Annotated in this window: 16 protein-coding genes; 5 read left to right on the top strand and 11 right to left on the bottom strand. The window is 53.2% G+C overall.

Features of this window, described 5'->3' with window-relative positions; translation table 11 throughout:
- Positions 1 to 8: 8 nt before the first annotated feature.
- Positions 9 to 614, top strand: a complete 606-nt coding sequence (gene paaY, locus CR46_RS0105930; RefSeq protein ID WP_030070893.1) for a phenylacetic acid degradation protein PaaY — start codon at positions 9 to 11, stop codon at positions 612 to 614.
- A 163-nt stretch (positions 615 to 777) separates the two neighbouring features.
- Here paaY and paaX read toward each other — a convergent pair whose 3' ends face one another.
- The gene (gene paaX / locus CR46_RS0105925) at positions 778 to 1,704 is read right to left on the bottom strand and encodes a phenylacetic acid degradation operon negative regulatory protein PaaX (RefSeq protein WP_030070891.1); all 927 of its coding nucleotides are present in this window, start codon (positions 1,702 to 1,704) and stop codon (positions 778 to 780) included.
- A gap of 520 nt (positions 1,705 to 2,224) precedes the next feature.
- Here paaX and CR46_RS0105915 point away from each other — a divergent pair.
- The 3 genes from CR46_RS0105915 to CR46_RS0105905 all read left to right on the top strand — a co-directional run bounded on the left by CR46_RS0105915 (position 2,225) and on the right by CR46_RS0105905 (position 3,972).
- Positions 2,225 to 2,752 carry an AmiS/UreI family transporter gene (locus CR46_RS0105915; RefSeq protein WP_232222347.1) on the top strand — a complete coding sequence of 176 codons (528 nt, stop codon included), beginning with the start codon at positions 2,225 to 2,227 and terminating at the stop codon, positions 2,750 to 2,752.
- Between the two features lie 216 nt (positions 2,753 to 2,968).
- Positions 2,969 to 3,352, top strand: a complete 384-nt coding sequence (locus CR46_RS0105910) for a histone-like nucleoid-structuring protein, MvaT/MvaU family (RefSeq protein ID WP_030070887.1) — start codon at positions 2,969 to 2,971, stop codon at positions 3,350 to 3,352.
- A 191-nt stretch (positions 3,353 to 3,543) separates the two neighbouring features.
- Positions 3,544 to 3,972, top strand: a complete 429-nt coding sequence (locus tag CR46_RS0105905; RefSeq protein ID WP_030070885.1) for a DUF1090 domain-containing protein — start codon at positions 3,544 to 3,546, stop codon at positions 3,970 to 3,972.
- A gap of 38 nt (positions 3,973 to 4,010) precedes the next feature.
- On the opposite strand, the gene CR46_RS0105900 is transcribed toward CR46_RS0105905, so the two are convergent.
- The 9 genes from CR46_RS0105900 to CR46_RS0105860 all read right to left on the bottom strand — a co-directional run bounded on the left by CR46_RS0105900 (position 4,011) and on the right by CR46_RS0105860 (position 14,883).
- On the bottom strand, positions 4,011 to 4,358 hold the full coding sequence (locus CR46_RS0105900) for a carboxymuconolactone decarboxylase family protein (RefSeq protein WP_030070883.1): 348 nt from the start codon (positions 4,356 to 4,358) through the stop codon (positions 4,011 to 4,013).
- Positions 4,359 to 4,521: 163 nt separating this feature from the next.
- Complete coding sequence (locus CR46_RS0105895) at positions 4,522 to 7,632, bottom strand: efflux RND transporter permease subunit (protein WP_030070881.1); 3,111 nt, start codon at positions 7,630 to 7,632, stop codon at positions 4,522 to 4,524.
- Positions 7,629 to 8,876 (bottom strand): efflux RND transporter periplasmic adaptor subunit, encoded by a 1,248-nt coding sequence (locus CR46_RS0105890; RefSeq protein ID WP_030070879.1) that lies wholly within the window; start codon positions 8,874 to 8,876, stop codon positions 7,629 to 7,631. Before CR46_RS0105890 ends, CR46_RS0105895 begins: the two co-directional genes overlap by 4 nt.
- Positions 8,877 to 9,005: 129 nt before the next feature.
- Positions 9,006 to 9,674: an aspartate/glutamate racemase family protein gene (locus CR46_RS0105885; RefSeq protein WP_030070877.1), complete on the bottom strand. Its 669-nt coding sequence runs from the start codon at positions 9,672 to 9,674 to the stop codon at positions 9,006 to 9,008.
- Positions 9,675 to 9,692: 18 nt separating this feature from the next.
- Complete coding sequence (locus tag CR46_RS0105880) at positions 9,693 to 10,979, bottom strand: TRAP transporter large permease (RefSeq protein WP_030070875.1); 1,287 nt, start codon at positions 10,977 to 10,979, stop codon at positions 9,693 to 9,695.
- A complete protein-coding gene (locus CR46_RS0105875; protein ID WP_030070873.1) occupies positions 10,979 to 11,491 on the bottom strand; it encodes a TRAP transporter small permease in 513 nt (170 codons plus the stop codon). Before CR46_RS0105875 ends, CR46_RS0105880 begins: the two co-directional genes overlap by 1 nt.
- Before the next feature lie 10 nt (positions 11,492 to 11,501).
- The gene (locus CR46_RS0105870; RefSeq protein ID WP_030070871.1) at positions 11,502 to 12,512 is read right to left on the bottom strand and encodes a TRAP transporter substrate-binding protein; all 1,011 of its coding nucleotides are present in this window, start codon (positions 12,510 to 12,512) and stop codon (positions 11,502 to 11,504) included.
- 210 nt (positions 12,513 to 12,722) lie between these two features.
- Positions 12,723 to 13,571 (bottom strand): MurR/RpiR family transcriptional regulator, encoded by an 849-nt coding sequence (locus tag CR46_RS0105865; RefSeq protein WP_030070869.1) that lies wholly within the window; start codon positions 13,569 to 13,571, stop codon positions 12,723 to 12,725.
- A gap of 385 nt (positions 13,572 to 13,956) precedes the next feature.
- On the bottom strand, positions 13,957 to 14,883 hold the full coding sequence (locus CR46_RS0105860) for a YihY/virulence factor BrkB family protein (RefSeq protein WP_030070867.1): 927 nt from the start codon (positions 14,881 to 14,883) through the stop codon (positions 13,957 to 13,959).
- Between the two features lie 431 nt (positions 14,884 to 15,314).
- Between CR46_RS0105860 and CR46_RS0105855 the strand changes: the two genes are divergently transcribed.
- On the top strand, positions 15,315 to 16,241 hold the full coding sequence (locus tag CR46_RS0105855; protein WP_030070865.1) for a LysR family transcriptional regulator: 927 nt from the start codon (positions 15,315 to 15,317) through the stop codon (positions 16,239 to 16,241).
- Here the strand turns inward: CR46_RS0105855 and CR46_RS0105850 are convergent.
- Positions 16,234 to 17,004, bottom strand: a complete 771-nt coding sequence (locus CR46_RS0105850; RefSeq protein WP_084180384.1) for a M15 family metallopeptidase — start codon at positions 17,002 to 17,004, stop codon at positions 16,234 to 16,236. The two genes, CR46_RS0105855 and CR46_RS0105850, sit on opposite strands and share 8 nt — an antisense overlap.
- Between the last annotated feature and the right edge of the window lie 5 nt (positions 17,005 to 17,009).

The raw sequence follows: 17,009 nt of genomic DNA, 5'->3' as shown, positions 1-17,009 counted from the left end.
AGAAGGTTATGCCTTACTATCGACTTGAAGGGGTGACACCGGTGGTGCATCCGACGGCTTATGTCCACCCAACCGCAGTATTGATTGGGGATGTGATTGTTGGCCCCAATTGTTACGTTGGCCCCGGCGCGGTGATGCGCGGTGACTTCGGACGCCTAGTGCTGGAAGAGGGTGCAAACCTTCAAGATACCTGTGTCATGCACGGCTTTCCTGGCTGCGTCACTAAAGTGGAAAAAGATGGCCATATCGGCCACGGTGCGGTTTTGCATGGCTGTGTAATTGGGCGTGATGCCATGGTGGGTATGAACGCCGTGGTGATGGACGGTGCTCATATTGCTGAGCGCTCTATTGTTGCGGCAGCAGCGTTCGTTAAGGCGGGGTTTGAGTGTGAGCCACAGTCGTTAGTGATGGGAGCGCCAGCAAAAGTGAAGCGCCCCCTGAGCGACGAAGAGTTTGCTTGGAAGCAGCAGGGCACCCAAGAGTACCAGCGCTTAGTGACCCGTTGCCGAGACAGCTTGGAACCTTGTGAACCGCTGGCAGAAATAGATGCAGACCGCCCAACGTTGTTAGCCGGTGACACCCAGCCTAAGCAGCAGACCTTAGATAAGAAATAGAGCTTATATAAGCAGTAAGTCTTTGATCAGTCGTCACCATCATGCACTTTATACGATATGACGACTGATGATGTGACGACTGATAAAGCGCTCTCGCTAGCGCTCTCGCTAGCGCTCTCGCTAGCGCTCTCGCTAGCGCTCTCGCTAGTGCTCTCGCTAGTGCTTACTCCAACCCGCCAAAGCGCTGGTAGAAGCTAGGGCCGGGGGCTGGTAATGGGCCTTCGGCAGTTTCTAGGTGCCTGTCTAACCAGCGCTCAGCGCGTTCGTAGAGCAACCGATAGAGGTTACGGCAGAGCTGATGGGCGTAGCGACCTTCCCATGCGGTAGGGAGTAGTTCGTCAGGTAGCAGGGGATCACGCAACTGAACCTTGCGATACTCATGAATCAGCAGAGTGCGGGCAATAAAGCACTCCTCCTGACCCAAATGATTTTCTGCGTTGAGCGCATTCCACAATGGGCGAAACTTAACCAGAAACCGCTGATACAGCTCGGCGAGTTCGTCGAGGTTCCAGCTTTCTCTTACCTGTAGGCGCAGTGGTTTACTGGTCATGGGCTCCATGGCCTGTGTTTGCATCACAATTGTATCATCTGCCGCATCAAGCTCTTGCAAGGCCGCCGTCGTTTCCGCGCATGACAGCGTGGGGTGTGCCAGCACGCCTTGGGCAAAACTACCAAAGCCTAGCCATTCCAGTTCATCACGAATCTGCTGGCGTCGGTCTGCAGGCAATTGTGTTAGCAATGCCAGCGTCCACTGGCCAGACCAAGGGGGTTGAACACCGTGATAGACACGCTTAAAGGCCTGTTCAAAACGCCGCCGCCCAGGGCCACTTAACCGATAGTAGCTGCGACGCCCTACCTTTTCACCGCGTAGCCAAGTTTCATGGGTTAGCCGGTAAACAGAGGTGCGTACCAATCGTTCATTGATACCGATGGGCTCCACCAGTTTTGACAGACTGCCCAACCACACAGTGCCGCCCCGGGGAACGATAGAGTCGCCATAGACGGTAATGATCAGTGAACCGGCGCGAATTGGCCGACGCTTCTGGAAGTCATCAATAAGCGTAGCGACGCAGTCTGTAGCTGACGACATGGTGAACGTTGTTTCCCTTTATGATGAAGTTGTCGTAAAAACGACAGAAAATATAGCTTTTATAGAAGATTATCGTATCACGTTTTTTTATGCTTTGGCCTGCGTCATTGTTAGTGAATTATTCAGTATTGCCAAGGTAGTGAGAGTTGCATTTCGTTGCGAATTCTTATGAGGTTATAACCCTAATTTCAATGGCTAGGTGTGATCCCCCTGCTATACTCCTTCGGCTTTAAAATAGGGTTTTTGGGTGCCACTGCGGTTCTTCTTAGCCAGCATGGTGCGCTGTTGGGTTATGTCTACTGTGTTAAGAAAACGCGGCGTGCTTTGTAAGAATAAAAATAAAAGTAGATGGGCTTTGATGTCGACAAAAGTGTTCGCTGTGACTGTGCTTTTGGAAGCTAAACGAGCTGATCTAGACGAAGAGGAGGGCTATTGATTTTTATTAAACGCACAATGGAGTAGTGAAGTAGAAAAAAGAAATATCGAAAGCGCCAGAACACTCAAAAAAATAAAGACAGGAATGGTTGAAATGATTTTAGGGCTTACACTGCTATATGTCGGTGCTGTGCTGTTTGTGAACGGCATATGGCTGCTAGGAAAAGTAGGTGATAAAGAAGTGTCAGTTATCAATATATTGGTTGGTGTGTTGAGCTTTTTCATTGCTATCTATCTGATTTTTAGAGAGCCTAATAATTCTGCCGCTATCAGCGCTGGGGCATTTACGCTGCTCTTTGCGTTTACTTACCTTTGGGTGGGTGCCAACCAGTTTTTAAAAGCAGATGGAATAGGGCTTGGGTGGTTCTGCTTTTTTGTAAGTATTACAGCTGCATTTGTGGGGATCAACTCTATTGAAGACATCGGCCTTAACTTTGAGCTGTGGAATACACTTAGCTGGTTTGCATGGTCTGCTTTGTGGTTCAGCTTTTTTTGCTTATTAGCATTAGCGAAGAAAATACAGCGATCAGTCGCTATTTACACGCTATTTTGCGCTGTTTTTACAGGTTGGATTCCTGGCGTCATGATACTGTTGGGTATAATAACTACTTAGTAATTCGTCATTAAATGTAAATAATGCTAAAAATATGTTCAGATTGCCTACATTGGCAAATAACGCAGTATATAATGGTCAAATAGGCTAAGCCTATTTATAAGCATGTTTGCCATGCTGACGTAGCGCTCTTGACATGTGGAAGCCACCCTTTGGCATGTTCTATCGGGCCATCAGATTATGGCAGTAAAATCAAAAGATTATGGAGATTGAAACATGGCATCCGTATTGAGCGATTACATCAAAAAAGAGCAGATGTTAAAGCAGCTACAGGAAGAGCTGCAAGCACTTGAAAATAATAGTGAGTTGAAGAAAGAGCTGGAATTCAAGGAAAAATTACAAGCACTCATGGCAGAGCATGGCAAGTTAGCCCGCGATGTATGTGAAATGCTTGACCCTTCATATCGCTCCTCATCAGTTAAAGGTTCCAAAATAAGCAGTACCGACGGTCGTAAACAGCGCCCTTTAAAAGTATATAAAAATCCACACACAGGGGAAGTCGTTGAAACGCGTGGTGGTAACCATAAAGTGATTAAAGAGTGGAAGGCTGAATTTGGTAACGACGCCGTGGTAGGTTGGGTGATAGAAGAGCGCGCCTGATTTTTCATTCATCGCTCACTTGATTAGTGAGCGGTGAATAATTTTGCGTTATTGGTTTGGCTGGTCAGCCTAAAAATCTGATAATAAATGAGTTTATTGGTCTTTCGATAGCTTGCCTGTGTTTAATATCCTTGCCTATAACCTCTGCCTTTTCTATACCGAAAGCACCTACAGCGCATTAGGAGTGAGTCATGAAAAAATTATGGTTAAGGAGTTTAAGCTTAGCGGTCACGGGTGGTCTTTTATTGCTGCCGGTAGCGTATATATCAGAAAGAGCGCACGCAGCAGATCGGTTGTGCGAGGATAAAATGCGGGGCTTACGTCAACAGCTTGAACACGCCCAAGCACACGATAATCACCACCGTGTTCGAGGTTTACAGCGTGCCTTGCACGCTATTGAAGAGAATTGTACGAATGAGCAAGTCCTTGCAGAGCTTGAAGAAGACATCCAGGAAAGTCAGCAAGAAGTGCGTGAGCGCGAGTTAGCTCTTGAGCAGGCGCTTAAAGAGGGTGATGAAGATGATATTCAAAAACGGCGTGAAAAATTAGCAGAAGAGCGCCGTGAGCTTGAAGAGCACACCCAGGAACTGAATGCGCTGCGCCGCCGTATTAATGAATAACTAATAACCTATCTACCACCCTCTTCACATCCTCTTTTTTAGTCTGTTTTTGAGAAACTATCGAAGGCCTCAAGCGCCTGAGCGGCATAGGTAAATGCAGGGCCGCCGCCCATATACATACACACACCAAGCATCTCCATTACTTCTTCTCGAGTTGCGCCTAATTCAGCGGCAGCCTTGGAATGAAAAGCAATGCACCCGTCGCAGCGTACGCTAATGCCTATCGCTAACGCCATTAACTCTTTGTGCTTATGAGAAAGCGCGCCGTCTTTGTTAGCTCCCTTTGCCATTTGGGTGAAGCCTTTGGCAACGTCAGGAATATTTTTGCCAATATCCTGCATAAGCGCTGAGAGGTCTTGGGTCGTTTTTTGCCAATCTTTATGCACGGAGCTCTCCTAAAGAAATAGGTTCATAGCAATGTGTTCATAGCCACGTCTCCATAACGACGTGGCTGTCAGCAAAGTATAGATCTTTATATTCTTTTTGAGTATTAGTATATTCTTTTTTTATGATTTTGGTCAGATTTCAGTCGATAAACCACGCTAACTTTTAACGCGACGTTGCCCACCGTTGGCGGCCGTGCTCCACCCACGAAAGCAGCGCAGGGATAATAAACAGCACCAGCAGCGTAGAGCCACCCAGACCGAACGCGATAGAAGTGGCCATAGGGATCAAGAATTGGGCCTGCAGCGATGTTTCAAACAGCAGCGGCAACAGGCCGCCAATCGTGGTCAGTGATGTGAGCAGCACGGCCCTGATTCGTTGTACAACGGCTTCATTGAGCGCGTCGTTAATGCCTAAGCCTTTTTCGCGCTGTTGGCGATAGAAGCTGACCAGAATAATGGCGTTATTAACCACGATGCCGGACAGCCCAAACAGGCCGAAGAGCGACAAAATGGTTAAATTAATCCCCAACGCCCAGTGCCCCAGCAGGGCACCTACCAGGGAAAAGGGGATAATTGCCATCACGATCAGTGGCAGGGTCCAGGACGCAAATACCCAGGTTAAAACGCCGTACATCAAGCCCAAGCCAATCATCAAGCCCGTGCGCATATCCGCCATGGTTTCACGCTGGTCAGCAGCACGCCCCTCAAAACTGGTGGTCAGAAAGTATTCACGCTCTAAACGAGGCAGTAGTTCGGCGGAGAGGCTTTCTAGCACCTGTTCTGCTGACGTGGTTTGACTGTCAATCTCAGCGGTCACTTCAACGGCCAGCTGACCTTCAGCATGGCGTAAGGTCTCGAACCCTTGGCGGTGGGATAAATCCATCACTTGAGAGAGCGGTACCTGACGCCCATCCGCTAGCGTCACCGCTAGGCTGGAAAGGGTAGATAAGCGCTCGCGTTGGTGCCTGGGCAGTTGAACGCGCACTTCGATTTCATCGGCTCCGGATTGATGTATCTGCACAATCTGGCCATCAAAAGCGGTACGTAGCTGGCTACCCAGGTCCTCAGTGGTCAGGCCGAGCGCTTGGCCATAGGCGTTAACGCGGTAGATCAGCTGCTCGCGCCCCCAGGGCATATCATTTTCCGTGCTGAGTACGCCGGGCAATCCAGCCATGGCCTCGCCGAGAATATCGGCGGCATGGCGCAGGCCCTCGGCGTCTTCACCGGTCAGACGGATATTGACATCCTTGCCCGGTGGGCCAGCGGCACGTTCGGTGATATTCAGATTATCTAACCCGGCCGGTGTTTGTATCCGTTCGCGCCAGGCGCGAATAAATTCCACATTGCGGACGTCGCGGGCATCAGGCGAGGTCAGCTCGACCATCACTGAACCAACGCCATCGCCGGTGCGTGCCGGTGCCCCGCCAGCCTGGGTGCTGCCGTAATGGGCAACCGCTGTGCGCACTAAGCCGCCGCCCATGGCGTCATCGGTTTCTTGTAAGGTGGTTTGCAGGTGATCGACAAAATCCGCCACTTGGCCACGGTGGGTGCCTGCCACAAAACTGGCGTTGGCATACACAATGCTGGATTCCGGCGAAGGAAAGAAGTTGAAGCCTATGCGGCCACCGGCCAGCAGCCCGGCAGTGACCAGCGTGATGGCCAGCGCGGTGGTTAGCGTAACGCCACGGTAGCGTAGCGAGCGTTGGGAAAAGCGCCGGAAGCGGCCTTCGCGGAACTGATCAAAACGCGCTTCAAACCCTTGGCGCAGCCGCTCAATACCACGGGCAGGACGCTTGGCCTTGTTAGCGGGTATAAACGCATTGCGTAGGTGTGCAGGCAGCACCACAAAACATTCCAATAGCGAGGCGATGAGCACGCAGATCATAATAATGGGAATATCGCCGAGGATATTACCAATCACCCCACCGACCATTAATAGCGGCATGAAAGCCGCCACCGTGGTGAGTGACGAGGCGACCACTGGCCAAAGCATGCGGCGGGCTGCGCCGACAGAGGCCAGTTTGGGGTCTTCGCCCATGCGATGGTGGGCGTCTGCGTCTTCGCCCACCACAATCGCATCATCGACAATCACCCCCAGTGCCATAATGAGAGCAAACAGCGACATCATGTTAATCGAGCCGCCAATGCCCCAGAAAACCCCTAAAGAAGCGAGAAACGCGGTAGGAATGCCGATGGCGACCCACAGTGCTACCCGGGCTGGAAGAAAGAAATAGAGCAGAATCACCACCAGCAGCAGACCGGTTAGGCCGTTGCCCAGCAGCAATGAAATACGCTCGTCGATCAGTTGCCAGGACTCATCGTAAACTGCTAACTCGACACTAGGCGGCAGGGTGGGGCGCGTTGCTGCCAGCCAGCGCTCCAAGTGCTGTGCGGCTTGAAGCGAGTCGCCGCTTTCCGCGCGTTGCAAAATCATCTCAACGGCGGGCTGGCCACGGTAAGTCAGTTCGACTTCCCCATCTCTTGCTTCCTGATGAATGAACGCGATGTCACCCAGGCGCAGCTGCAGGCGGTCATTACTGAGAACCGGCATGTCCTCGAAGGCAAGCGCATCACGGTGTTGTTCAAGCGAGCGCAGTTCCCGTGTGCTGTCTTGTTGCCCCAATAAGCCCGCCGGTAAGTCCCGAGACATGCCCTGCACCTGGGCGGCCACTTCCCCAAGCGATAATCCGAGCGCTTGCAGGCGTTCGGTAGGCACTTCGATACTAATTTGTTGAGCAGGAAGCCCGTTGAGCTGAATACGATCAATCCCTGCCATTAGCAGCGAGTCTTCAAAACGATGGGTTAGCTGGCGCAGTTCATGGGGGGCAAGATCGCCATACACCAACAGGCGCGCGACGGGTTCGTAACGCGCTTGGCGAGAGATCTCCGGCGGGTCAGCGCTGGCAGGAAGGTTCGTAAAACTATCGACTTGCTGGCGAATATCATCTAGCGCTAGTACCGGGTCGCTGCCTTCTTCCAGTTCCAGGGTGATATTGGCAATGCCCTGGGCCGAGGTGGAAGTCATGCGCTTCAAGCCATCTAGGCTGCGTAGCCGCTGTTCAAGCGGGTTGGTAATGCCCTGTTCAATGTCCTCGGCAGACGCACCGCTCCACATCACGCGCACGTTAACTACATCGAGCGCGAAGGTGGGGAAAAACTGGATATTCATGCGCGCAATACCTAGCGCACCGCCCAGTAGCATCACCAGCATGACTAGGTTGGCCGCCACCTTGTGGCGAACAAAAAAGCCGATAAAATCGCCGCGCTGGGTCATGGGTTGGCCTCAGCGCCAGCCAAGGGTTGGATGACCTCTACCGGCAGCCCGTGAACAGCGTTGGGCAGGTGGGTCGACATGATGCGGTCGCCTGCTTCCAACGTTTCAGCGCGCACTAATAGCCAACGCTCTCCGTCTTGCTGGGCTACTTCCCCCAACCGTTCGACGCGCTGACGCTCCAGGCGGTTATCGTGATTAATGCGATAAAGTAGATCAGCCCCGTGCAAGGCAGAGTAGGGCACGGCAAAGGCATTTTTCACCCCAGGACGGCGAAGCTGAACGGCCACCATGGCCCCTGGGCGCAACCCATGGTGTTGGCCCTGCACTGAGAGAATGGCTTCGGTGCCAGTTGGGTCGCTTTCCCCCGCTAAGCGCTCTAGTACGAAGCGCTGGCTGCCATTCGTGGCGGTGGCTTCAAGTGGTACACCGCTTGGCAGGTGCGCTTCAAGTTCCGCGTGATACGGTTGGGGAATTCGGGCGCGTAGTTCCAGGCCATCTAACGGATAAAGCGATAGCAAGGCGGCGCGCGGGGCCACATCGTCGCCTTCAGCGACTTGCACCCGCGTCACGCTGCCAGCGAAGGGCGCGTGAACACGGCCACGCTCCAGATTGCGCCGCGCATCGGCCGCTTGCACCTGAACCCTGGCCAGGCGGGCTTCCAAACTGGCTAGCCGAGAAGGATATTCGGCAATAGCGCTTTCCCGCGCTGACACATTCAGCTGGGCACGAGCGACGGCGTCGCGGGCCGTATCGACGTCTGTTTGAGACGTCAGGTTACGTCCTTCCAGCGAACGGTTGCGTTCCAATTGGCGGTTAGCGCTGGCAAGAAGAGTGCGCTCTTGGGCTAATACCTGGCGGTTATTCTCATGGCGGATGCGCTCGTTTTCCAGCTGAGCCTGAAGGTCAGCAAGTTCAGCCTCGGCTTGGCGCAGCGGCGATGATAGGTCGTCTTCATCCAGTGCTACGAGCAGCTCACCCTGGGCTACCCGCTGGCCGTCGCTTACCGGCCGCTGAGCCACCCGCGCTTGAACCGGCGCTACTAGGGTGACCATGTCCGGCGCGACCACTTCCCCGAACAGCGAAAGCAGTGGTACATGTTCACCAAGAGAAACGGTCAACGCCTCAACGGGCCAGCGGCGCTCTTGAGCCTCCACGGGAGCTGGTTCAGGGCGTGTGTAACGCAACGCCATAAAGCTGGCAATGCCAAGAATGAGAATCACCAGAGGGAGAAAGCGCTTTAGCATAAGGATATCTGCATAGAGAATAAGGCGTGCTCATCATAACTTGCTAAGGCGCTTAAACGTACCGATAGAGAAGAATATTGCGACAATACAGCGCAGGCGAATGGAATATAAATAGCATGTGCTGTCGCGCTATTTGTCAGCCCTTCCACCAAAGAGCTGCAGCGAACGTTGCAGCTGCATAGCCGCCATGGTCGCATCAATGATGGGTAGCGGCAGCGCGGGAGCAATACGCAGCGCCAGCCCTGCTAACGGCCCCCCTGCAAGAATAATGCTGCGGCAGCTCCCTTGCTGAGCCACCTGCTGGCAAAGAGCCTGCAGCGCATCGGCTGTGGTGGCCTGGATCTCGCCGGGGTCATCAGGTAGCGGTGTGTTGATAACGTGAATACCGCTGAGTAAATGCTGCATTTGGTAATGTTCCACCATCGCTTGCATTGAAGGTACTACCGCCGGGGCGAAGGAGACGATCGCAAAGGGCCCGCCCAATGCGGCGGCAGTCAATAGTGATGCGTGCCCAATGCCCACCACTGGGCAGGGCAGAAAGGCCCTTAGAGCATCTGCGCCGGTGTCACCGAACGACGCAACAATAACGCCATCCAGAGGCGACGCTATGCTGCGCACTGTGTTGACTACTGCTTGCTCAGCGAGCCGGGAATCCGCCTCACTGACGATAAGAGGTGGCGCACCGCTAGCCTCGACGGCGAGTATTTCATCATTCGCGTTGGCAGCCATACGAGCTGCCGCAGCGATATGTTGCGTCACGCTGGTCGACGAGTTCGGGTTGATGACCAGAAGTCGCATAGAGCTATCCTTATCCGTTTAAAGAATGACTGATGGCAGCCACAGTGAGAGCGCTGGAAACACGTTGATAAGCGCAAGCACCACGAGCATGGCGCCGAGGAACCACATCAAGGCCGGAATGATCGCGCCGATACTGATACGCGCAATTGAGCAGGTCACCAGTACCACTGAGGCCACCGGCGGTGTCTGTTGGCCGATACCCAGGTTAATCGTGACGATTAGGCCAAAGTGGACGCGGTCGATACCTAGTTGGTCGGCCAGCGGTAGGAAGATGGGCACCAGCATAAGGATGGCCGGTGTACCGTGAACGATAGTGCCTGCCAGCAAGAAGAAGACATTAATCGCCAGTAACACAACCCAGTAGTTATCAGAGATGCCGAGAATTCCTTCGGCAATTTCTTGGGGGATTCCCTGGTTAGTCATGTACCAGCCAAGCAGCGTCGACGTGGCGACAATGAACATCAGCATGGCGCTGCGCTTGCCCGCTACCCGCAGGGTATCGAGCAGCGAGCGGAAAGTTAACGAGCGGTAATAGAGCGTGGCCAGAATGATCGCCCATAGTGCTGCCACGGCACCCGCCTCGGTGGGCGTAAAAATGCCGCCTAAGATGCCACCCAGAATAAGGATCGGCAGGGTGATGGGAATAATGGCTTCACGGCCGGTGCTGAGCACGTTCTTAATATCGAATTTGCCTTCGATAGGGTAGCCTTTGCGTACCGAGATGAGGTAAGCCGTTAACATCAGTGCAAAGCAAACCACGAACCCTGGAATAATCCCCGCCGCGAAGAGCTGAGCAATAGAGGTATCAGAGACGTAAGCATAGAGGATCAGATTAAGGCTCGGCGGAACGATGATCGCCATGGTCGCCGAGGTGGCGGTAACCGCTGCGGCAAACGCAACGTCGTAGCCACGCTTCTTCATCTGCGGAATCATTACCGAGCCGATTGCCGCCGCATCTGAGGTGGCGGTGCCGGAAATCTCGGAGAAGAACAGCGACGTCAGTATATTGACGTGGGCCAGGCCACCGCGAATATGGCCCACCAACGAACCTGCAAAATTGATGAGGCGTTCCGCGATACGCCCTTGGTTCATCACTTCCCCTGCAATCATAAACAGCAGCGCTGCCACCAACAGATAGTTGTTGGCCCCGCCGAACGGAACCATCCCCATAATCTGTGGCATTACGTTGGGGTCGAGCATGATCATGATCATCGCGGCCACACCCAACACAAAAGCGATCGGCATGCCGGTGAAGAGAAAGATGACCAGCATCGTCAAAATGAGATAGGCGGGATCCATAGGCATCAGTCGGTCTCCGGGTACAGGTCAGTAGGATGGACTCTGCCGTTGATGAGGCCGATTAACCGCCAGGCCGAGATGATGGCGATCAGCGCAAAGCCCACTGGCATCGCCCAGCGGAAAAGCGCCAAAGGCAGGTCGATGGAGATCAACGAACGCCCATGAAAGCCCTGGCTTGCCAATGAGCCGTAGTAGAAAACAACCACCGCGAAGGCCAGCATGAAAGCGTGGTTAATACTTAGCACAATGCGCTGCCAGAGCATTGGCATCAGCCGCAGTACGCTGTCAAAACCGAGATGTTCATTGATTTTTGTTAGATAAGCAGCGCCAATGAACGTAAGCACTGCCAGTACATTGGCTGGCAGTTCTTCACCCCATGACACCGACGAGTTGAGCACGAAGCGTGCGAACACGGCGTAGTTGAGCAGTACCAGCAACACACCTGCCAGCAGGATCACTAGCGCATCCAGCAACCGTAGCACCCACTGTTCGATAAGCGTAAAAATGGACGGTGTCATGATGGCGTCCTCAGCGGTTGCGCATGGTAGTCAACGTGGCATCGATCATGTCCTGGCCGATGGCATCAACGAATACCGGGTCCTCATAAAGCGGCAGGGCGGCTTCTTGGAAGGCAGCAAAATCGACGTCGTTGATCTCAAGGTACTGTTCCAGTTCAGCTAATACGGACGCATCGGCTTCATCGCCCCAGGCGAAAGTCCAGGATGTCATCTCAGTGGCCACTCGTTCGAGCACCTCAAGATCTTCGTCGGCAAGACGGTTAAGGAAGGGTTCGCCGAAGACAAGGAAGGTCGGTAAATAGATATGATTGGAAACCGATAGGTACTCTTGCACTTCATAGAGCCGAGATGACATGGCCACGTGAGCGGGGTTCTCTTGCCCATCAATAACCCCCTGATCAAGTGCGGAGTACACTTCGCCAAAGGCGAGCGGCGTGGCATTGGCGCCAAGCGCATTGAACATTGCCACACGCTGACGGCTGTTGGGGGTGCGAATGCGCAGACCGTCGAGATCCTCGGGGGTAATAATTGGCCGCTGTTTGTTGGTGATGACGCGGAAGCCGTTGTCCCACATTGCCAGTAAGCGCATGCCGGTGCCATCGAAGCCCTCACGCAGCATGTCGCCGGCTTCGCTATCAATAAAGAGAGCCACATCTTCGCGGTTCTCGAAAAGATAGGGCAGGTCGAAGATCGAGGTGCGGGCATTGAACTGTGTAACGGCTGACGCTGCTAAGGAAGCATGGTGAGTTCCCATACCAAGCCCTTGCAGAACATCTTCCTCAGTGCCCAGAGTGCCGCCCATAAACAAACGAACATTGAAGCGCCCTGGAGCCTCGTCTTCCAAGCGCTCACTGAACTCTTCCAGGAAGGTATGAGCGAACGAGCCGGTGGGTAATGTGTTATTAATTTGGATCTCGATAGGATTGGCAGCGGCCAAAGGGGCATTTGCAAGTGCTGCCAGCGCAGTGGCTGCCACCAACTGCTTTAAGGTAAAACGAGAAGAGTAGCGAAGTGTCGGCATGGGAATATCCTTTATAGGTGTCGGAGATAACGGCGTAACACCAAAAGAAATCCATATTTCATGCCATGTTGATATGAAAAATATTTTTCATATCATATTACAATTGGTTACCGGCGGCTGGGCATGTTAGCCCGCCACGTAAAGCCATCTCGTAAGACAATTAGTTGCACAAAAAGTGGGCGGTTTTTAGCTTACTTGCACCACGCAAGCTCACTGGAGCTCATCAAGCGCCTCATGAATCGCCTCAATACTGGTCATGCGATGACGCCCCTCGGCACCCGATAGCTCAATAACCCGTGTGGCTAGAAAATGACACATCGACAGCACCGCCACATGGTTGAACAGCGGCCCTGGCGCCGCCGTGCGACACACGGCGTGCCAGCTAACCTGGTTGTTCTCGGGGGCGCTTTCATCGGTGATGTACAGCACGTTAGCGTGGCTGCTGGCGATTTGGGTCAGTAACGTATCCAGGTCTGCTGTGCGGCGTTTGAGGCCAAACAGGATCACACAGTCGTCTGACGTCATACTGACCAGGCTTTCCGCCAGGGTTTCCCCGGCTCGTGGCAACAAAGCTGTATTCTCAATTACTTGCATGATCTGCCAATTGAGATATTCAGCGAAGGGATGGCTGCTACGAAACCCTACCACCCATACCTTGCGAGCGGACAGCATCGCGTTGGCCACCTCATCCAACATTGACTGAGAGAAATGCTGGCTAGCATGCTCCAGGTTTTTGATACCTTGATGGATATGGCGATAAAGCAGGCTATCACTACGGTCGTCTTCGTGACCTTCTACCCTTAGCAATGCCGCACCCTCTTCGCGATTGTCGCGGACGTGCTGGCGCGCCTCTTCAAACGAGCGATAACCAAGTTTTTTAACAAAGCGCGTAATAGTGGCATTGGAAACGCCAGCCAGATTAGCAAGCTCCGTTGCGGTATAGCTGGCCAACTCACCAGGAAAATTAAGGATGAATTCAGCCAGACGCCGCTCAGTAGGATGCAGCGTCGGCAGCGCCGCCTTTACCAGGGTCACAAACGATGTTTTTTTTGCATTCATGCGCTATTTCCAGCACCAAAACCACGTTAGGTATGATCGTCTAACCCTTATAGCGTCCGCTTGCCAGTAACACTAGACGCTAGTTCTCAACAAGTCGCGTATAGATGAACTATTGAAAGCGGTTTCCAACTTAAACGCCACTATCTGCCGTTCAACACTGGAAAACTCTACGCCAATTAGGTGAATGGGTTGGCTACTGGAGTCGACGCTCATGATAATGCCAGTCTACCATGCCGGTAAGGTGAGGTGACGGCCCCCAGCCTTGGCGCTTAAGGTTTGTAACAAGCTCAACTTTCATGGGCTCACCCTTAACCAGACTAATAGTGACGCTATAGTGTCACTTTTCGAGCGGGGCCATCACGCTCGCCATCACTGGTGGCTAGGGTTAATCAACGTGGGTAATAGGTTGGCGGTCGGGGTCTATATACCAGGGCAGGCCAAGGCGTGTGTTGCGCTCTAACTCGGCAATCACCTGGGCACCCAACAATAAAATGATGGCACCGACTTCCAGGCTGAGCAGCACGATCACCAGCGTGGCGAGCGAGCCGTAAACGGCATTGACGAAGGAGAGGTGGGTGAAGTAGTAGACCAGTAGCAGCCGTACGCCTTCCCATAGCAGTGCCGCTACGAAGCCACCAATGACCGCGCGGCGTAACGCGATACGCACTACCGGCAGCACCTTATAGATAGCACTGAAGAGTAAGAAAACCCCAGCAAAACTGAATATGTTAAGTACCGGTTCGGAAAGTCCTGCAAACGGTAGCTCGCGTTCAAAAAGTGCCATCACCAGCGTATTAAGCGAGCTGGCTAAGGTAACCACCAGCGTTAAGGCTAGTAACCCCGCGCCAAGCACCAGCATAAAAGCGTAAGGCAGCATCACCGATACCCAAGCGCTGCGCTTGATATGGGGGCTGTCTGGGGAGTGGAAAATAATCGCTAACGCATCTTCGAGCATGCGAAAGGCAAAGGAGCTGAAAAGCAGCAGAATGGGAAAGCTAAGAATGCCGATAACGTCGCGGGACTCCAGTAGGCCACGAACGGCGTCCATCAAAACCTCGGCATGGGCCGGTGCTAAGTGGCGGGCTTGTACGGCAAGAACGTTAAGTAAATGCTGCTGGTCTACCACTTGCGTTAACAGCACGACCAGTACTGCAAACAGCGGCACGATGGAGAGCAAAATATTGTAGCCCACCCCGCCAGCCAGCAAGATGCCGCGATTTCTTAGGAAATGGCACACTACTCGCCAACTAAATTGGGTCAGCCGAGGCAGCAAGAGGAGTATGGCATTGAGTACTGTTTGGTTACGACCCATTGCTTGCTGTTCTCCTTGTTTGCCAGTGCTATGGCGGTTTGATTGTTAATCAACAATCAGTGCTTGGTGATAGCCTGACGCACGCGCCAGCAAAATGACAGACAATGATAAGGCCGACCCGCCAGAATGAATTGCCCGATGGCTCAATAATTGATGAGTAATCCCCCATTTAGAGAGGACGCATTCAGTCGGTCACGACAACACGTCTGTTAGATTATCGGCAGGTCTGTCTAAGCCAGGCGTTTTGCTGACCCAGTTGCCATAACGACGTTAAGCTCGGTGCCATCTACGTGAGCGGCTAATAGTAGGAAAGGCGTTAAGGATTAACTTGCCGCTCTTGGCTTCTCGTCTAACGAGCCATTATTCTATTTTGGTGGTGTCTAATAAGTAGCTAGAAACACCGCTTTTTCCCTAACGGAGACCGTTAACACATGCTTAGCCAACGTGCCTTGGCATATCTCAACGAGGTCATTCGTCGTGGCTCATTACGCCGGGCAGCCGCCCATATCCATGTGGATGCTTCCGCGATTAGCCGTCAGCTAAAGGCCTTGGAAGAGGAGGTAGGCGTGCTGCTTTGCGAGCGGCATGGCAGTGGAATGCGTGCCACTGAGGCGGGGCGGCTGCTGATACAGCACTACCACGCGCAGAGAACGTCTGAAGAGGCGGTGATTTCCCAGCTAATGGCCATTCAAGAAATGGCACGGGGCGAAGTGCGTATTGCTGTTGGCGAGGGGTTTGTCGCGGATTTAATTGCGGCACCCCTTGAGGCGTTTATGTCGCGTTTTTCCGGCATCAATGTTGAAATTCGGATGGCTGGGGTGAACGAAGCTATGACGCTGGTTAAGGAGATGGAGGTTGATTTAGCATTGCTTTATGCCCCGCCGGTCGACCCGCAGATTCACTGCCATGTGGAGACGCGACAACCATTAGACTTAATTGTGCCGCCTGGGCATACCCTTAGCCGCCTTTCCCGTGCGGCTACCTTGAAAGATATTGAGCAGTGGCCACTGGCTTTGATGGATAACCCTTTTGGCATGCGTCAGATGGTTAACATGGTGGCGCATCAAGAACGCCGCTACCTGAAAGCTCGTTTACACACTAATTCAGTGGCAGTGCTTAAGAACTTTGTGCGCTCTGGCATTGGTGTGACCTTTATGCCGGAACTAACGGTAGCGGATGAGATAAGCCGCCAAGAAATTATTGCATTACCTATGAGTTACCCGGTGATGAGCGGTGCCAGAGCGCAAATCGTTAGTTTAGAAGGGCGCAAGTTGACGGTGGCCGCAACCACCTGCGTTGAGCACTTGCGCCAGGGGATGCGCTTTTTTTCCTCAGATGCACCGAGGCTTGTTAGCTAATTTGCCGCCGCCAGCGGTTTTCAATCGTATCCAACTCTGCGGGTCCGTAGCAGGCTTGGCGATGCCCGCCGTAATGGGCCCACAGCTGGTCGCCGAGGTCGAAATGCCACCACTCGCTGGGAAGGTTGGTAAACCCTTGTTGCTGCATTGCGTGATATAGCAAACGGCGGTTATCTCTCACTTGTTGCTGAGAGGGTGGTAATTCGCCTAACTGCTCAAAATGATCGGTATGTGAGGCAGGAATCGCTTCATCAAAGAGGGTTCCCATATCAAGCGGCAAGCCATCGGCATCACACAGGGTCACGTCGACTGCTCCGCCCGTTAAATGTGGGCTAGGGGCCGCAGGGTCACGGCTAGGAAGCGACACAAATTCCCGCGTGCGGGCTAATAGCTCATCTTCTGAGGCGTTAGGGTGGTTATGGTGAATGGCTTCATGCAGCGTATCAAACAGGTATTGCTGAACACGCCATGGACGCCAACCATCCAGTACCAATAGGTGTACTCCTGGGGGTAAGCTTCTTGCTGCCGCCAGTAGCGCACGATATACCCCTTCGCGCACAAAGCATTCCGGTATCGCGCCAGGAATCCCTAAGCGCGCGTAGGCAGGGAATACCTTAATCGGTGAAGGCGCTAGGCTCATAGGTAGCAGGCGTTCGCCGCACTCTTGAATAGCAATGTGGCTAACATGCGGCCACTCCGGCCCTGACAGGCTCGGAATGGGCGCTAGGTCGGCACTGTAAGCGTTAGTAGAAATGGTGTGCATCTTAA

This window comes from Vreelandella neptunia (assembly GCF_000712975.1).
Taxonomy (GTDB): Bacteria; Pseudomonadota; Gammaproteobacteria; order Pseudomonadales; family Halomonadaceae; genus Vreelandella; species Vreelandella qaidamensis.
This window is presented reverse-complemented; position numbering and strand designations above follow the sequence as displayed.

Coding starts and splice junctions, on each gene's coding strand:
- paaY (WP_030070893.1), top strand. CDS start 9: ATGCCTTACTATCGACTTGAAGGGGTGACACCGGTGGTGCATCCGACG.
- paaX (WP_030070891.1), bottom strand. CDS start 1,704: ATGTCGTCAGCTACAGACTGCGTCGCTACGCTTATTGATGACTTCCAG.
- CR46_RS0105915 (WP_232222347.1), top strand. CDS start 2,225: ATGGTTGAAATGATTTTAGGGCTTACACTGCTATATGTCGGTGCTGTG.
- CR46_RS0105910 (WP_030070887.1), top strand. CDS start 2,969: ATGGCATCCGTATTGAGCGATTACATCAAAAAAGAGCAGATGTTAAAG.
- CR46_RS0105905 (WP_030070885.1), top strand. CDS start 3,544: ATGAAAAAATTATGGTTAAGGAGTTTAAGCTTAGCGGTCACGGGTGGT.
- CR46_RS0105895 (WP_030070881.1), bottom strand. CDS start 7,632: ATGACCCAGCGCGGCGATTTTATCGGCTTTTTTGTTCGCCACAAGGTG.
- CR46_RS0105890 (WP_030070879.1), bottom strand. CDS start 8,876: ATGCTAAAGCGCTTTCTCCCTCTGGTGATTCTCATTCTTGGCATTGCC.
- CR46_RS0105885 (WP_030070877.1), bottom strand. CDS start 9,674: ATGCGACTTCTGGTCATCAACCCGAACTCGTCGACCAGCGTGACGCAA.
- CR46_RS0105880 (WP_030070875.1), bottom strand. CDS start 10,979: ATGCCTATGGATCCCGCCTATCTCATTTTGACGATGCTGGTCATCTTT.
- CR46_RS0105875 (WP_030070873.1), bottom strand. CDS start 11,491: ATGACACCGTCCATTTTTACGCTTATCGAACAGTGGGTGCTACGGTTG.
- CR46_RS0105870 (WP_030070871.1), bottom strand. CDS start 12,512: ATGCCGACACTTCGCTACTCTTCTCGTTTTACCTTAAAGCAGTTGGTG.
- CR46_RS0105865 (WP_030070869.1), bottom strand. CDS start 13,571: ATGAATGCAAAAAAAACATCGTTTGTGACCCTGGTAAAGGCGGCGCTG.
- CR46_RS0105860 (WP_030070867.1), bottom strand. CDS start 14,883: ATGGGTCGTAACCAAACAGTACTCAATGCCATACTCCTCTTGCTGCCT.
- CR46_RS0105855 (WP_030070865.1), top strand. CDS start 15,315: ATGCTTAGCCAACGTGCCTTGGCATATCTCAACGAGGTCATTCGTCGT.
- CR46_RS0105850 (WP_084180384.1), bottom strand. CDS start 17,004: ATGCACACCATTTCTACTAACGCTTACAGTGCCGACCTAGCGCCCATT.